We start from the raw sequence: 15,121 nt of genomic DNA, 5'->3' as shown, positions 1-15,121 counted from the left end.
TAATGAATTGGCCTTAACTAGTTATTTTACTTCTTGTGGAATTGCTAGGTTTAAGCCTTTTGCTATCCGCTCGCCATACTCTGGGTCTGCTTTGTAGAAATGCTGGATTTGACGAAGCTTGATATCTTCTCTCTCTACCGGCTTCATGGCACCAACGATAGTCGCCACCAAACGGGACCGTTCTTCCTCTGTCATCAAACGGTAAAGGTCACCTGCTTGTGTGTAATGATCATCCTGGTCATATGCAACCTGCTCTGCTACCCCTGTAACCTGGAAGGCCGTTTGTTTATGTTCAGGTGCTTCCTTAGGTCCACCGAAGCTGTTTGGTTCATAGTAAACCGATCCGCCGCCGTTTTGATCGGAACGCATCGACCCGTCACGCTGATAATTGTTCACTTCTGCTTTTGGACGGTTAATCGGCAGCAGGTTATGATTTGTTCCTACACGATAGCGGTGGGCATCGGCATAAGCAAAAATCCGGCCTTGAAGCATTTTATCCGGTGATGCTTCCACACCTGGTACCATTGTTCCAGGCGAGAAGGTTGCCTGCTCAACCTCGGCAAAATAGTTTTCAGGGTTGCGGTCGAGAACCATCCGCCCAACTTCAATTAACGGGTAATCCTTATGGGACCATACTTTTGTGACATCGAATGGATCAAACCGATACGTATTGGCATCCTCAATCGGCATAATTTGCACATGCAGCTTCCAGGCCGGGAAGTCACCATTTTCAATTGCATTAAACAAATCTTCGGTATGATAATCCGGATTATCACCAGCTAATTTACTGGCAACGTCTGGTGACATATTTTTGACACCCTGTTCGGCCTTAAAGTGATATTTAACCCATACAGCTTCACCGTCTTCGTTCACCCATTTGAAGGTATGACTGCCGTAACCGTTCATATGACGAAGTGTCGCAGGAAGTCCGCGGTCACCCATTAAATAAGTAACTTGGTGTAAAGATTCAGGTGACAGTGACCAGAAATCCCAAACAGCGGTTGGATTTTTTAAATGAGTTTTTGGATCCCTCTTTTGTGTATGAATGAAATCCGGAAACTTAATAGCATCGCGAATAAAGAAAATAGGAGTGTTATTACCTACTAAATCATAGTTTCCTTCTTCTGTATAAAACTTTACAGCAAAGCCCCGGGGATCACGAACCGTATCAGCAGAACCAAGTTCACCGGCTACAGTTGAGAATCGAATAAACATTGGGATGCGTTTACCAACACCATTAAACAATTTTGCCTTCGTATATTGTGACATATCATTGCTTACTTCGAAATAACCATGTGCACCGGCACCCTTTGCATGTACGACCCGCTCAGGCACCCGTTCACGGTTAAAGTGCGCCAATTTTTCTAGTAAATGGACATCTTGGATTAATGTTGGTCCCCTTGAACCAGCGGTCATTGAATTTTGATTGTCACCCACTGGTGCTCCGTTTCCTGTTGTTAAATGCTTGTTACCATTACTCATTTAATCACCTCGTAAACTATTTTTTAACCTGATAACTAAATTATAATATAAATTTTATTAAAATCAATACTAAATTATAATTATTTTAATTTAGTATTGATTGTTAACGAGAATAACCTGTACCCTCTATTACATAGGTATTAAAAATAAAGGACGTTATTCCAAAATTAAGAAATAACGTCCTAAAAATTTCGATTGAATTCTAATGGTTCATTTTTATTAAATAAAAAAATAGATTATACTGTAGGTAACACTACTTATAGGAGGATTTGTATGAGTGAATCTAATCAATCACAAATTAATGAGGAACCAAAAAAGAAAATAAGTTTACAGGAAGCGATGAAGCAGCAGCTTGAAAATAAAAAAAATAAGTCCGGCGCTGGGACCTCCATTTCAAATAATTCGCAAAGTGCAAAAAAATTGCGAAGCCAGCAGACTAAAAAAGTAAGTAATTCACGGAGAAAAATGGGTGTTTAATCTTACCGTTCCTAAAAAAGGATGTCTCAAGTATGTAATAATATTTTGAGACATCCTTTTTTGCCTACCAAAAAACAGACCCCATGTTGGAGTCTGTTTTATTGGCAGGTCTTATGCTTTACGAACGTTTACCGCTTGTGGTCCACGTTGTCCATTTTCAATTTCAAACGTAACCTCTTGACCTTCATCTAAGGTTTTATATCCTTCGCCTTGAATAGCTGAGAAGTGTACGAATACGTCATCTCCGCCATCACGCTCAATGAATCCAAACCCTTTTTCACCGTTAAACCACTTAACTTTACCATGTTCCATTTCGTTGTAGCCTCCTAGCATGTAACAATTACATGATTTTGCAAAATATACTTGCTCAATTATTTTTACCAATATGTTATTGTCATATACCACACAAAATCTTAAAAAAGTAATTTTCTTTTTTGGACCAATTTTAAAGAACCCATTTCCGGATGGCTTGTGCCACACCATCCTCTTCATTTGTCGCCGTTACCCAGTCAGCGGCCTCCTTCACGACATCCTGAGCATTTCCCATCGCTATACCAAGTCCTGCCTCTTTGATCATCATTAAATCGTTTCGACTGTCTCCTACGGCCATAACATGTTTCATTTCGATTCCGAGCCGGCTGCAGACAATACTCAGACCTTTCGCTTTATTAATTCCAAACGGATTGACCTCAATATTCTTCATGGCGGAATTACTTAGCTCGAATTCCCCCTTCGCCTCTAGTTCCTTTAATATTAGCTCCCGGGTTGCATCATCATCAATATTAAATCCAAATTTTAACCATTCGATATTCTTGATATCCTCAGGCATTTCATCATGCCAATTCCGTTCCGTGCTGATCGCCCAAAACTTTGTTTTATGCTGTTTCGTTAATTGCCACATCCATTCAATTAATTCCGCTTTCACCAAATTCCTTTCGACCAATTCCCGTTTTTCATCCCAGATCTCACTGCCATTTACCGTTACTAAATACGAAGTCAGCTCAAGTGCGTCAGCATGTTCGCGGCTTGTCATTAAAGAACGCCCCGTACTAAGAACCACATAAATCCCCTTATCCTGGGCAGCTTTGATTGCCAGCCGATTCGCTTCAGATATTTGTCCATTGTTATTTAAAAGCGTTCCATCCATATCAAGGGCAACTAATTTGATGTCAAGATCATTTTTAAAATTATCCATATGTTAAAAAACTCCCTTCATAGTTTACTTATATAAGATTACACTTTCGATTTCTAATATTCAAAGATGGGAATTTCAATTTACATAATACAGTTATATTAAACACATAAAAAAAGAATCCTGCATTATTTTTGCAGGACCCATCAATTGTTATTGCTACTGGAACTGAACACGGTGAAGGTTGGCAAAGATTCCGTCCTGTTCGATCAATTCATCATGACGTCCTTCTTCGGCAATTCCCTGCTCTGTTACAACGACGATTCGGTCAGCGTTACGAATCGTCGCCAGTCTGTGGGCAATTATAAGTGTCGTTCGGTTTTGCGCAAGCTCTGTCAACGCTTCTTGAATCACCATTTCTGTCTCCGTATCAAGAGCAGATGTGGCTTCATCCAAGATTAAGATCGGAGGATTTTTTAAAAACATGCGGGCAATGGCAATCCGCTGTTTTTGACCGCCTGAAAGTTTCAAGCCTCTTTCGCCTATTTGAGTGTCATAGCCGTCAGGTAAAGAAGCAATAAATTTTTCAAGGTGGGCACGACGTGCTGCCGCAGTAATCTCCTCATCGGTTGCGTGCTGTTTTCCATAAGCGATATTTTCACGAAGTGTCCCTGTAAACAGAAACACATCCTGTTGAACGATGCCAATTTGGGAACGCAATGATTTTTTTGTCATATTTCGGATATCAAGGCCATCAATAAAGATGCCGCCCTCATTGACATCATAAAATCTCGGAATCAAGGAGCAAATCGTTGTTTTTCCTGCGCCTGACGGTCCTACAAATGCCACAGTCTCTCCGGAGCAGATGTCTAAATTAATATTTTCCAGTACAGATTTATGTCTGTCGTAACGGAAAGATACCTCGTTAAATACGATGTTCCCTTTAAGTGCAGCAACTTCGACAGCATCATCTGTATCTTTTACTTCAGGTTCTGAATCAATCAGTTCGATAAAACGCTGAAATCCAGCCATCCCTTTCGGATACAATTCCATAATCGCACTGATTTTATCGATTGGTTTAAAGAGAACATTGACATATAGGACAAATCCAACTAATTCTCCATATGTCAGCTGCCCAGTGAAACTTAACCATGCACCATAAACAAGAACGATAATCGTAATGAGCCTTGTCATCATATAGATTCCTGAGAGACTGTAGGACATGACCCGATAGCCACCAAGCTTGGCGCCGCGATATTTTTGATTATTCCTCCTAAATCTAGCAATCTCAAACTCTTCATTTGTAAATGATTGAACAACACGGCTGCCGGAAACACTATCCTCTACACGTGCGTTTACATCTGCAATGCTTGAATACATTTGACTCCACGCTTTGTTCATTTTTAAATTACAAACAACAACCAGCAACATCAAAAATGGCAGGATGATGATGGAAACAAGGGCGAGCTTCACATTAATCGTCAACATAATCCAGAATGCGCCGATAAAAGTCATTACCGCGATGAAGACATCCTCTGGTCCATGGTGGGCAAGTTCACCAAGATCAAATAGATCATTGGTTATTCTGCTCATGATATGCCCCGTTTTCGTATTGTCAAAAAAGCGGAATGATTGTTTTTGGACATGTTCAAACAACTCTTGACGCATATCGGTTTCAATATTAATCCCGAGCTTATGTCCCCAATAATTCACAATAAATTGCAGGAAGGTACTTACTAAATAAACAAGGAAAAGTCCGATACTAACTGTGACAATGGTTTGCCAATCACCACCGGGAAGCAAATCATCAATAAACCAACTAACCGCCAGCGGAAAGGCTAATTCAAGAACAGCGACAACGACTGCACTGCTGAAATCCAAAATGAACAGCCGTTTGTGGGGACGGTAATAAGAAAAGAAACGCCGAATCATATATAGTCTCCTTTTTTCTAAGATAGCAACACTTGGATTATATGAAAAATATGTGAACAATTTCAAGTATTTTGAAAATAGATAGGATAAAAAAACACTTGGCAGCAATCGTCCCAAGTGTTTTCTATTTTAATGATGGTGGTGATGTGCACCTTTTGAAGGATTAGTGATCAGCCATTCCTCTTTTGGAACATGGAAAAATTGAATCCAGACATCCTCAAGATATTCATTATTTTTCTCCAAAATAAAGTCAATTTCCTTATCAGTTTTAACCACTACATCATTATCTGTTGGAGTATCGAGCATCAAATCATAATGTGCATGATCCCCGTGAATGCTTGTGACATAAACTCGGAACAACTTCCCTTGTGCCTCTTCTTGTTCCAACATTTTTTTCAATGCTTTAGCAGCATTGCGATTAATTTTCACCTTCATGATGTACTCTCCTCTTTCTATGTATTCCATTATATTATCCCACGATTGTTCTATAATAGACAATCTTTATACGATTAATCCGGAAATGTCACAAATTATACCTATTTTTATTTCGAATTATTTTTTCTTTTTCTCCTGACTAGTTGGTATCCGATAAAGGCAACGTAAAGCGGGATGGCAACATAGATGAAATATGGGAAGCGGTGCTGTTCTTTTTTGAAAACAATATAGATTGCGTATCCTAAAAAAAGTGTAATGATGATTCCATATTTCGGCAGTGGGATATCCTTTAAGCTTGGAATTTTGATTGTACTTACCATCAAATAACAGAGTACAAAGAAAGCAACAACAAAGATGAAACCAGGCATTTTGCCATGAAAAAATGTCAAGAGTGTTAACAATCCACCCGCGGCAGTAATCGGTACGCCGGTAAAATACTTCAACGAAGATTTCACGGCATTAATATTGAATCTCGCTAATCGGTACGCACCGAACAATGGAAAGAGACCAGCAATCGCCATTCCGAGTACGCCAAAGGAAGAAAAATAGGAATAGTAGGCCATCATTGCTGGTGCAACCCCAAAGGTGACGATATCCGCCAACGAGTCAAGTTCTTTCCCCAAATCACTCTCCACACGGAGCATCCTGGCAATTCGTCCATCCATACTGTCGAGCATCATTCCAATCAAAATCAAAATGGCTGCATTCTTGTAATCCCCTAATGCTGAATACATGACAGATAAAAATCCAAAAAATAAATTAGCAAGGGTAAAAAGGTTAGGAATACTGTTTCTGATAATATGTATCACTCCAAAAAAAAAATTAATAAAATGACGCGGCTTCTTTTTTCGTTTATATTTTTTATTATATCCTTTTCGTGATCAAAAGAGCATCAAGAAAAAATCTCCTTAATATCTCTTTAACTAAAAGAATTACATATTCTAACATCATAAAGGAAAACTCGCCATTTGGCGAGTCCCCTATGAAATATTTGCTTTATTCACTGCTTCGCTTGCTTTGTCTTTTGAAAAAAACCAACCCGCTGCCGCTATTCCAACCAATACTACATAAAAACTCACCTTCCATTCAATTGAATGGGCAAATTCCTCACTTAGAAACGCTAATGCGGGATGTGAAAGGGTGTAAACAGCTAGCTTTACACCCACCCAGCCAACAATCGTAAAAGCGGCAATTTCTAAGCCAGGTCTTCTTTCCAGCAGCTTAACAAACTGGTTTGCGGCAAATCGCATGATGATTAACCCAATAATACCTCCGGCAAAAATAACTAAGAATTTACCGCCGTCAAGCCCGCCGATATTCGGAAGCTTTGTATCTGGAAGTACAACCGCCATCGCTACAGCAGCAAGAATAGAGTCAACTGCAAAGGCAATATCGGCCAATTCTACTTTGAATACCGTCGTCCAAAAGCCGCCAGCTTTTCGGACTACCTTTTCCTTTTGTTCTTCCGCTTTCCCTTTTACAACCTTCCGGAAAATATGATTACTAGCCATGAATAATAAATAAAGAGCACCAATTGCTTGCACTTGCCACACATCAACAAGGAATGAAATCACAAACAATGACGCAAAGCGGAAGACAAATGCACCGGCAAGTCCGTAAAACAAGGCCTTTTTCCGCTCCTCATCAGGTAAATGCTTCACCATAATCGCAAGAACAAGGGCATTATCTGCTGCCAATAGCCCTTCCAATGCCACCAAAATTACTAAAACCCATCCGTATTCCAGTAGAAGAGTAAAATCCATAACAATTCCTCCTTAAAAAGTTTGGTTTTTTTCAAAAAATACTCCCTCACGCCATAAAAATAGGCCTTTACTGTATACAGTAAAGGCCTGGAAAAACACACAAAAAGACCTTTACAGTAAAGTAAAGGTCTTGCTAACAACGTCCATGTTGCCAATAAAGCCGGAGAAATGAATTCTCGAAATGACGACTTTATTGTAGCAGCTACTCCCCTTTAAAAAGGAAATATTTAATTACTAATAATATATTATACTATTTATCTATTGTCAATAAATTTTATAACCCATAAACCTCTGAATATTTTTTCTCCAGATATTCTACAAGATAATCGGCGTTTAATTCCTCACCCGTTACCTTAACGATTAATTCGTTCGGTGTATAAAGCTTACCGTATTGATGGATATTTTCCTTTAACCATGCTTGAATCAAGTCAAACCGGCCATTTTCAATATGGGTATAGAAATCAGGCAGGTCCTTTTGAATCGTGTTTAGTATTTGGGCTGCATAGAGATTTCCTAATGAATAGGATGGGAAATAGCCGATGCCGCCAAAGGACCAATGGACATCCTGAAGGACACCTTCTGTATCCGTGCTTGGTGTAATTCCTAGATAATCCTGCATTTTCTGATTCCAAATGGCCGGTAAGTCCTTCGCCTCAATTTCTCCGCCGATTAATGCTTTTTCAATTTCATATCTCAGCATGATATGGAGGTTGTAGGTTAATTCATCCGCTTCCACACGAATAAAGGATGGCTCTACGGTGTTAACTGCTCGATAAAACTCCTCAAGCGAAATAGTTTCTAATTGTGCAGGAAAATATTCTTGCAGCTTGGGGAAAAAGAACGTCCAGAATTCCTTGCTGCGGCCGACCATATTTTCTAAAAATCGTGACTGTGATTCATGGATTCCAAATGATGCACCACTTTGAAGAACCGAATCCTCATACTCAGGATTGACGTGCTGCTCATAAATGCCATGTCCTGCTTCATGGATCGTGCCAAATAGAGCGGAACGGACATTTTTTTCTAAATAGCGGGTGGTTAACCGAACATCGCCTATATTCACTGTTTGCGCAAATGGATGCACGGTTTCATCGAGGCGCCCAGCATTCATATCAAACCCGATAATGGGCAGGATGAAGCGATTAAATTCCTTTTGTTTCTCGATCTCAAATGATTGCCCAAACAATTCAGCTTGAGTCGGCTTACCATTTTGCTTAATCCGTTCTAATAGCCTAACACTCGATTCTCTTAATTTAGCAAATAATGGATCAAGTCTTTTCACCGTTAAACCTGGTTCAAATTCATCGAGTAAGGCATCATAAGGATGCTCCTCATACCCGTAAATTTCAGCAAACTTCCGTTTGAACGCAACAATTCTCTCCAATGAAGGAAGGTAGCGGGCAAAATCGTTGTTTTCCCTTGCCTCTTCCCACGCGTCATTTGCTTGTGCCGTTAAAATGCTGTATTCCTGAAATAGGTCAGCAGGAATGCTTTTAGATTTCTGGTAGTACTCTTTATACTCCCTAACCTTTGCCTTCGTCACATGATCCAAATTTACCTCGTTAACTGGAGAAGTAAGCGTTTCCAATAAATCGCCCATTTCTTTCGAAACTGATAGCTTGAATACTTCCGTGCGCAATGTTCCAGCTGCCTTTGCAAAAACGTTCCGTCCTTTTTTCGGCGCCATCACCTTTTGATCCCAGTCAGCTAAACCGATTATACTGGAAAAATGAGTAATTTTTTCATCTAACAGGATAAATTGTTCCAATGCTTTCTGTAACGTTGGGTCAGCTACTTTCTGTTCCATATGTAGACCTCCTAAACTTTATTTCTAATAGATGTGAAACTCCCACATCCCCATCCATTATAAATTAAAAATTCAAATAAGGAAAAAGATTTAAGCATATTTTAATAGACAAAAATTTTATAGATTCGACTGTTCCAATTATCTACTGTATAAATTTTACATCTAGAAGGAAAAATAATATTTGCTAAGATAACCACCGTTCTAACACGAATCAATACATACCCTTATTCAACCGAGTTTAAAAAATTCCATTTTTACAACTTATTTCCTATTTTCTGTTGTACACACTTTTTTGATAAGGCATAATAAAGGAAAAGGAAGCAATTTGGTAAAAAGGGTGTGTAACTATTTTGGAGAAACAGAAAAAGAAAAAGTCTCATTTTCCTTTTCGCTTAAATTTACTTTTTTTTAGTGTCTTTTTATTATTTTCCATACTTATCCTGCGTCTCGGCTTTGTTCAAATTGTATATGGCGAAAATTTCAAAAGGGATTTGGAGAGAAAAGAAGATATTACGGTCAGTAATCCGGTGCCTAGAGGAAAAATGCTCGACCGTGATTATCGTGTGATTGTCGATAATGTTCCAAAGAGTGCGATTACCTTTACGAATGTAGGGTTTAGCCAACAGGAAATGCTTGAAACCGCTGGAAAGCTAGCACAATTGATAGAAAAACCAACAGACAAGGTTACTGAAAGAGACAAGAGAGATTTTTGGATTATTAACAATCAAAAGCGGGCAGATGCCAAAATCACAAAAAAAGAAAGAGACCTATATGATGCAAAGAAAATAACGGACAAAGACATCTATAAATATAAATTGGATCGTATCACGGAGAAAGAGTTGAAAGAGTTGACAGACAACGACCTTGAGGTGCTGGCGATTTATCGTGAATTTACCAGCGGTTACAAATTTACATCGCAAATGGTAAAGAATGAAGATGTTACTGAAAAGGAATTTGCCGTTGTTAGTGAAAATCTTCAATCCTTACCGGGGGTGGAAACGACAACCGATTGGGACCGGTCCTATGCTTTTGAAAATACCTTGAGATCTGTTTTGGGAAAAGTGACAAAATCCGGTGATGGTCTTCCTGCTGATCAATTAGATTATTTTTTAGCAAGGGGTTATAGCCGTAATGACCGTGTCGGCAAAAGTCAGCTGGAATTACAGTATGAAGATATTCTTCACGGATACAAATCTAAGGTAAAAAATATAACCGATAAAACGGGCAACGTTATTGAAACGCATTCTGTTTACGCAGGAAAGAATGGAAAAGATCTTGTTTTAACGCTAGATATGGATTTGCAAATGACTGTTGACAAGATTATTGAAGAAGAACTCTGGGCTGCAAAGCAGTCACCCGGCACAAGTTTAACCGATCGTGCCTACGTCGTCTTAATGGACCCCTGGACTGGTGAGGTCCTAACAATGTCCGGAAAAAAAATAGTTAAAGACAAAGAAACCGGTAAAGTTGAAATGATTGATGATGCCTTGGTCACCTTCACCACCACATATAACGTAGGTTCCGCAGTAAAAGGGGCAACGATATTAACCGGCTATAAAACAGGGGCGATTTCACCAGGCACCTCTTTCGATGATACCGGGATCAAAATAAAAGATACCCCCTTAAAAAAATCCTATGCTTATTTAGCCAGATTAAATGAAATTGATGCCTTAAAAAAATCTTCAAACGTTTATATGTTCCATACGGCGATTAATATCGGGAAAGGGCATTATGAATACGACAAACCCTTAAATTTCACCAACAAGTTTGCCTTTGAAACCATAAGAAATTCTTTCGCCTCCTTTGGTCTTGGGACAAGAACTGGGATTGATTTACCGAGTGAGCAATCTGGTTTTAAAGGACAAAGTAAGCTCCCTGGTCATTTGCTCGACCTTGTGATTGGCCAATATGATACATATTCCGCTATGCAGCTGGCACAGTACGTATCCACGATTGCCAATGGCGGCAACCGGATGCAGCCCCATGTGGTGAAACAAATTCGGGAACCTGCCTCTGAAACAGATGAACTCGGGCAAGTACTGCAAGAAATCAATCCAACCGTCCTTAATACGATAGATGCAAAAAAAGAATGGATGAATCGTGTACAATTAGGCTTTAAAAAGGTGATGCAGGAACCCGGCGGGACTGCCTATAATTTCTTTCAGGGTGCTGCCTACTCACCAGCAGGTAAAACCGGGACTGCCGAAGCCTTTTACGACGGACCATTGCGCAGTAATTACGGGAAAGAGCCGCCTCCGGTAATGAATTTAAGCTTGGTGAGCTATGCCCCAAGCTCAAATCCTGAGGTAGCCATGGCCGTCTTAGTTCCTTGGGCTTACGAAGGAAAGGTTGACAACCGGGCAAGCCTCAAAATAGGCAAGCGGGTTTTGGATACGTATTTCCAAATGAAAAATCAATAATTGAAAGAGAAAAACGTCAAGAGAACTCGTCTTGACGTTTTTCATTTCTCTTTAACACCGATTTCACAGCCTGCTCAATTTCGATATAACTTGTGCAGCGGCAAATGTTTGATTCAAGCCATTCTTTAATGGTGCGATCATCGGCATCTGGATGCTGTTCGATTAACGAGTGACAATTCATAATAAACCCTGGTGTACAATAGCCGCATTGAAAGGCGAAATTCTCAATAAAGGCCTGCTGAATGGGAGCATTCTGCAGCCCTTCAATCGTTGTCACTTTTTTCTCAACCGCTTCCACAGCAAGCATCAAACAAGATTTCTGCGGCCAGCCATCAACATTCACGGTGCATGCCCCACAGTCGCCGTTTAAACAACCAGGCTTCGCCCCTGTCAGGCCAAGCTTCCCCCTTAGAATATACAATAGAGTATCTGCCGACCTCACCGTAACCATCCGATTTTCTCCATTTATATTTAACGTAATGGTGTAGGATTTCAAGTTTTCCCTCCCCCTCTAATCAAACTTAGACTCTATCAAGAGCAGCCAAGAGATCAAATAACAAATTCCGTAAAACAAAAAGTCGGTATTCAGCTGACCCCTCGACATCATCTAAAATCGGTTGTGGTAAAACGGCTATTGCACCTGTCACTCTTCCTTCGGCCGATTGTCCTCTATTATTTAACGCAGCTTCAACCTCTTTTGATCGAAATGGAAATGGGCACAACCCGCTTATACCAACACGGACCTGTTGATTTATTTTTAAAGCAGCAATTGTTAGCAGCGGGTAACCGGTATCCCATTGCTGGCGGCGTTTGACGCTGAAAAACGGTGCTCTAATAAACCTGTTCTCAGTAGCAATTTGAACCAAAAATTCGCCACTTTCCAATCCTAACTGTTCGTGAAAAATTTCATTAATCGGGACGATCCTTTTTCTATTAGGGCCAATTAGTAATACTTGGCTGTCCGCAAGTAGAAATGGCAGAACGGCTTCTCGATAAAAAATTCGTGCACAAATATTCCCACCCAAGGTAATTTTTCCACGGGCCGTGTGATCGGCAACTTCACTTGCTGTCTTTGTTAACAACGGAAAAAGATTTGCTTCTTCAATGGTAGTAAGCGAAAGGGCGCTGCCTAGAATTACCAGATCCCTGCTTTCCTGCATCATCCGGCATTCCGCAATCCCCTTAATATCAATGACTGCTTCTGTATAGGCTAAGTCAATTCTACCAAGTGTAATTAATTCTGTACCTCCAGAAAAAAACATCGGCTGCTTGCCCTGTTGATCCAAATACTGATATAACTCAACTGCCTCGTTCAACGTTTCCGGGCGATAATAATCAAAATCAAAGGGAAGCATTACATTGAAGCCTCCTTTGCTTTCCAAATTAACTCCGGAATCAGCGGCAAGTGGTGCAGCGAAACCCTGGCTGCCACCGATAATGCATTCCCTAGTGCCCCGGGCATCCCCATTAAGCCATGCTCGCCAACCCCGCGTGCCCCATATGGTCCATCAATCTGAGGCGTTTCAACGAAACCAACCAAATATTCAGGATTTTCCCCATACCTTAGTGGCCGGTATGTCCGGAGCTGCGGATTCAAAACACGGCCCAACTCATCAAAATAAAACGTCTCTCTGCCGGCAAAAGCGAGCCCCATGCTCATCGCCCCCATGACTTGACCGAGTGCTGCTTTTTCATTCATCACCTTGCCGATATCCACAACCGTACATGCTTTTATTAGCCGGTACGTATAATCCCGCCGATCAAATTCAATTTCAACCCCGTAGGCTGCAACCGTCCATTCCGGTCCTGGCTTTCCTGCTCCGGTTTCAGGATCCAAATGGGTAAGATGACGTAAGATATAACTGCCCCGGCCGATAATTTGCCCGCCAATGGTTTGACCATTTGGGTACTTATAGCCGCTGGCTAGATCTTTAAAATGAAGCCCTATAGATGGATCATCCCTTATAAAAACACGACTGCCCGCTATTTCAAGATCTTCCTTAGGTGCTCTTAGAACGCATGCTGCAACTTCTTTTAACTGATGAATCACATCCTCTGCCGCCTTTAAAACAGCCCTGCCTCCCATGAAAGTTCCCTTGCTTGCCACTGTCTTCCAATGCTCCGGTGTTGTTTGTGTATCCACTTCCATCCTTACATGAATGTTGTCCACATCCATTTTCAGACGTTCGGCTAGAATCTGAGCTAGGATGGTTTTGGTACCTGTACCAATCTCAATTACTCCGGACATTAAATTAATACTTCCGTCTCGATTAAACGTAAGGATTACTCCTGAAGGGGCATCAGTGTCAATCGTCGACGTCTTCCAACTGCAGCTGACCCCTTTTACCCGAATAAGTCGATTGTTTACTTCTTTTACCGGTCCCTCGCCCCAATGTATGAGTTCCCTTACCTGCTCAATACATTTCCTTAAATTCCCGACATTACTTTTATTTAACGGAACTCTTGTCGGTGTTGTATTACCGGGCATAATTGCATTAATATACCTGAGTTCAAGCCGGTCCATATTTAATTTTTGCGCAAGTATATCCATTGTCCGTTCGATTGCAAATGAAAGCTCCGAATGACTAAAGCCTCTGAATGGTGATGCATACGGATGATTCGTGTACATGCAATATGAATCGCACCAGACATTTTCAATATTATAAGGACCTGTACAATCAACCGCACCGGATCTCGTGACATCAATTGCTTTATCGGAATAGGCTCCGCCATCCCACAGATATCGGATTTCTGCCACTTGGATTTTCCCATTTAACCCCGCGCCTAACTTTACGACTGCATCTAAACCAATATGACACGGTGAAGTGATGATATCTTCTTCCCTTGAATTTAAAACTTTTACCGGTTTACCGCCAACCGCCCTGGACCCTAAATAGGCAAGCACCTCCAGCTGTACTGGTGCCTTGCCGCCATATGCACCTCCAACAAGCGGGGTACGGACGATAATTTTACCAAGATCCACATCAAAATAATCAGCGATTAACCGCTTAACCATAAACGGTGCTTGTGAGGACGTCATAATGATGGTCGTTCCATCCGGCATAATCTCTGCCGTCGCACACCTTGTTTCCATTGCCGCATGATCTGACGGAGCAAAAGAGAAGCTTGCTTCCACGACCGTCTCACTTTCCGCCCAGCCTTTCTCCATATTTCCCTTGCGAATCTTTATAAGTGTCGCGATATTGGTCCCGGGCACCGGATGTGAATCTTCTTCTTTTTTATATTCACCTAAGCGCTCGTGGACTAATGGTGCCCCTTTTTCGAACGCCTGAGTGGGCGAATTCACCATCGGAAGCAACTCATACTGAACTTTTATAAGGTCTGCTGCTTTCTTTGCTTGGACGGGAGTATCGGCTACAACTAAGGCAACGGGTTCACCATGATAGCGAACCTTATCAACAGCAAGCGGCGGGCGGTCACGGATTGCCTCACCGGTGAGCGGAAAGCGTTCTCCAGCGAGAATCGCCCTGACACCGGGAACCTGCCCAGCCTCTGTTGTATCTATGCCGACAATTTTAGCATGACCATATGGGCTGATGAGCATTTGCCCAGACAGCATCGGAACCGTATGAAAATCATGTGTAAACATTGCCCGTCCCGTCACCTTATCAAGCGCTTCCTTGCGAATGACACTTTTCCCAATAACCTCCAC

Annotated in this window: 13 protein-coding genes; 2 read left to right on the top strand and 11 right to left on the bottom strand. The window is 41.1% G+C overall.

The features are described 5' to 3' along the window. Positions 1-21: 21 nt before the first annotated feature. Positions 22-1,482: a catalase KatA gene (gene katA, locus ACIQXV_RS16180; protein ID WP_402960238.1), complete on the bottom strand. Its 1,461-nt coding sequence runs from the start codon at positions 1,480-1,482 to the stop codon at positions 22-24. Between the two features lie 273 nt (positions 1,483-1,755). Here katA and ACIQXV_RS16175 point away from each other — a divergent pair, with 273 nt between their 5' ends. Continuing rightward, positions 1,756-1,959 carry a hypothetical protein gene (locus ACIQXV_RS16175; protein ID WP_402960237.1) on the top strand — a complete coding sequence of 68 codons (204 nt, stop codon included), beginning with the start codon at positions 1,756-1,758 and terminating at the stop codon, positions 1,957-1,959. A gap of 111 nt (positions 1,960-2,070) precedes the next feature. Here the strand turns inward: ACIQXV_RS16175 and ACIQXV_RS16170 are convergent, their stop codons facing one another. From ACIQXV_RS16170 to ACIQXV_RS16140, 7 genes are all read right to left on the bottom strand, one after another. After that, a complete protein-coding gene (locus ACIQXV_RS16170) occupies positions 2,071-2,271 on the bottom strand; it encodes a cold-shock protein (RefSeq protein ID WP_045515670.1) in 201 nt (66 codons plus the stop codon). 133 nt (positions 2,272-2,404) lie between these two features. After that, positions 2,405-3,154, bottom strand: coding sequence for a Cof-type HAD-IIB family hydrolase (locus ACIQXV_RS16165; protein ID WP_402960235.1), 750 nt, complete (start codon positions 3,152-3,154; stop codon positions 2,405-2,407). A 156-nt stretch (positions 3,155-3,310) separates the two neighbouring features. Further along, complete coding sequence (locus ACIQXV_RS16160) at positions 3,311-5,023, bottom strand: ABC transporter ATP-binding protein (RefSeq protein ID WP_402960234.1); 1,713 nt, start codon at positions 5,021-5,023, stop codon at positions 3,311-3,313. Positions 5,024-5,152: 129 nt separating this feature from the next. Next, on the bottom strand, positions 5,153-5,458 hold the full coding sequence (locus tag ACIQXV_RS16155; RefSeq protein WP_402960233.1) for an iron-sulfur cluster assembly accessory protein: 306 nt from the start codon (positions 5,456-5,458) through the stop codon (positions 5,153-5,155). A 107-nt stretch (positions 5,459-5,565) separates the two neighbouring features. Further along, positions 5,566-6,192 (bottom strand): CDP-diacylglycerol--serine O-phosphatidyltransferase, encoded by a 627-nt coding sequence (gene pssA, locus ACIQXV_RS16150; RefSeq protein ID WP_402960232.1) that lies wholly within the window; start codon positions 6,190-6,192, stop codon positions 5,566-5,568. A gap of 246 nt (positions 6,193-6,438) precedes the next feature. Continuing rightward, positions 6,439-7,221 carry a TerC family protein gene (locus ACIQXV_RS16145; protein ID WP_402960231.1) on the bottom strand — a complete coding sequence of 261 codons (783 nt, stop codon included), beginning with the start codon at positions 7,219-7,221 and terminating at the stop codon, positions 6,439-6,441. A gap of 274 nt (positions 7,222-7,495) precedes the next feature. Next, on the bottom strand, positions 7,496-9,028 hold the full coding sequence (locus tag ACIQXV_RS16140) for a carboxypeptidase M32 (protein ID WP_402960230.1): 1,533 nt from the start codon (positions 9,026-9,028) through the stop codon (positions 7,496-7,498). Positions 9,029-9,378: 350 nt separating this feature from the next. On the opposite strand from ACIQXV_RS16140, the gene ACIQXV_RS16135 reads away from it, so the two are divergent. Beyond that, a complete protein-coding gene (locus ACIQXV_RS16135; RefSeq protein ID WP_402960229.1) occupies positions 9,379-11,448 on the top strand; it encodes a peptidoglycan D,D-transpeptidase FtsI family protein in 2,070 nt (689 codons plus the stop codon). A 16-nt stretch (positions 11,449-11,464) separates the two neighbouring features. On the opposite strand, the gene ACIQXV_RS16130 is transcribed toward ACIQXV_RS16135, so the two are convergent. The 3 genes from ACIQXV_RS16130 to ACIQXV_RS16120 are packed head-to-tail and all read right to left on the bottom strand — an operon-like array spanning position 11,465 to position 15,121. Then, the gene (locus tag ACIQXV_RS16130; protein ID WP_402960228.1) at positions 11,465-11,944 is read right to left on the bottom strand and encodes a (2Fe-2S)-binding protein; all 480 of its coding nucleotides are present in this window, start codon (positions 11,942-11,944) and stop codon (positions 11,465-11,467) included. A 25-nt stretch (positions 11,945-11,969) separates the two neighbouring features. Beyond that, positions 11,970-12,803 (bottom strand): FAD binding domain-containing protein, encoded by an 834-nt coding sequence (locus tag ACIQXV_RS16125; RefSeq protein WP_402960227.1) that lies wholly within the window; start codon positions 12,801-12,803, stop codon positions 11,970-11,972. Beyond that, a complete protein-coding gene (locus ACIQXV_RS16120) occupies positions 12,803-15,121 on the bottom strand; it encodes a xanthine dehydrogenase family protein molybdopterin-binding subunit (protein ID WP_402960226.1) in 2,319 nt (772 codons plus the stop codon). Before ACIQXV_RS16120 ends, ACIQXV_RS16125 begins: the two co-directional genes overlap by 1 nt.

Source organism: Neobacillus sp. NPDC097160 (genome assembly GCF_044762155.1).
Classification (GTDB): domain Bacteria; phylum Bacillota; class Bacilli; order Bacillales; family Cytobacillaceae; genus Neobacillus.
The sequence above is the reverse complement of the archived record's forward strand: the minus strand, read 5'-3'. Positions and strand labels throughout refer to the sequence as shown.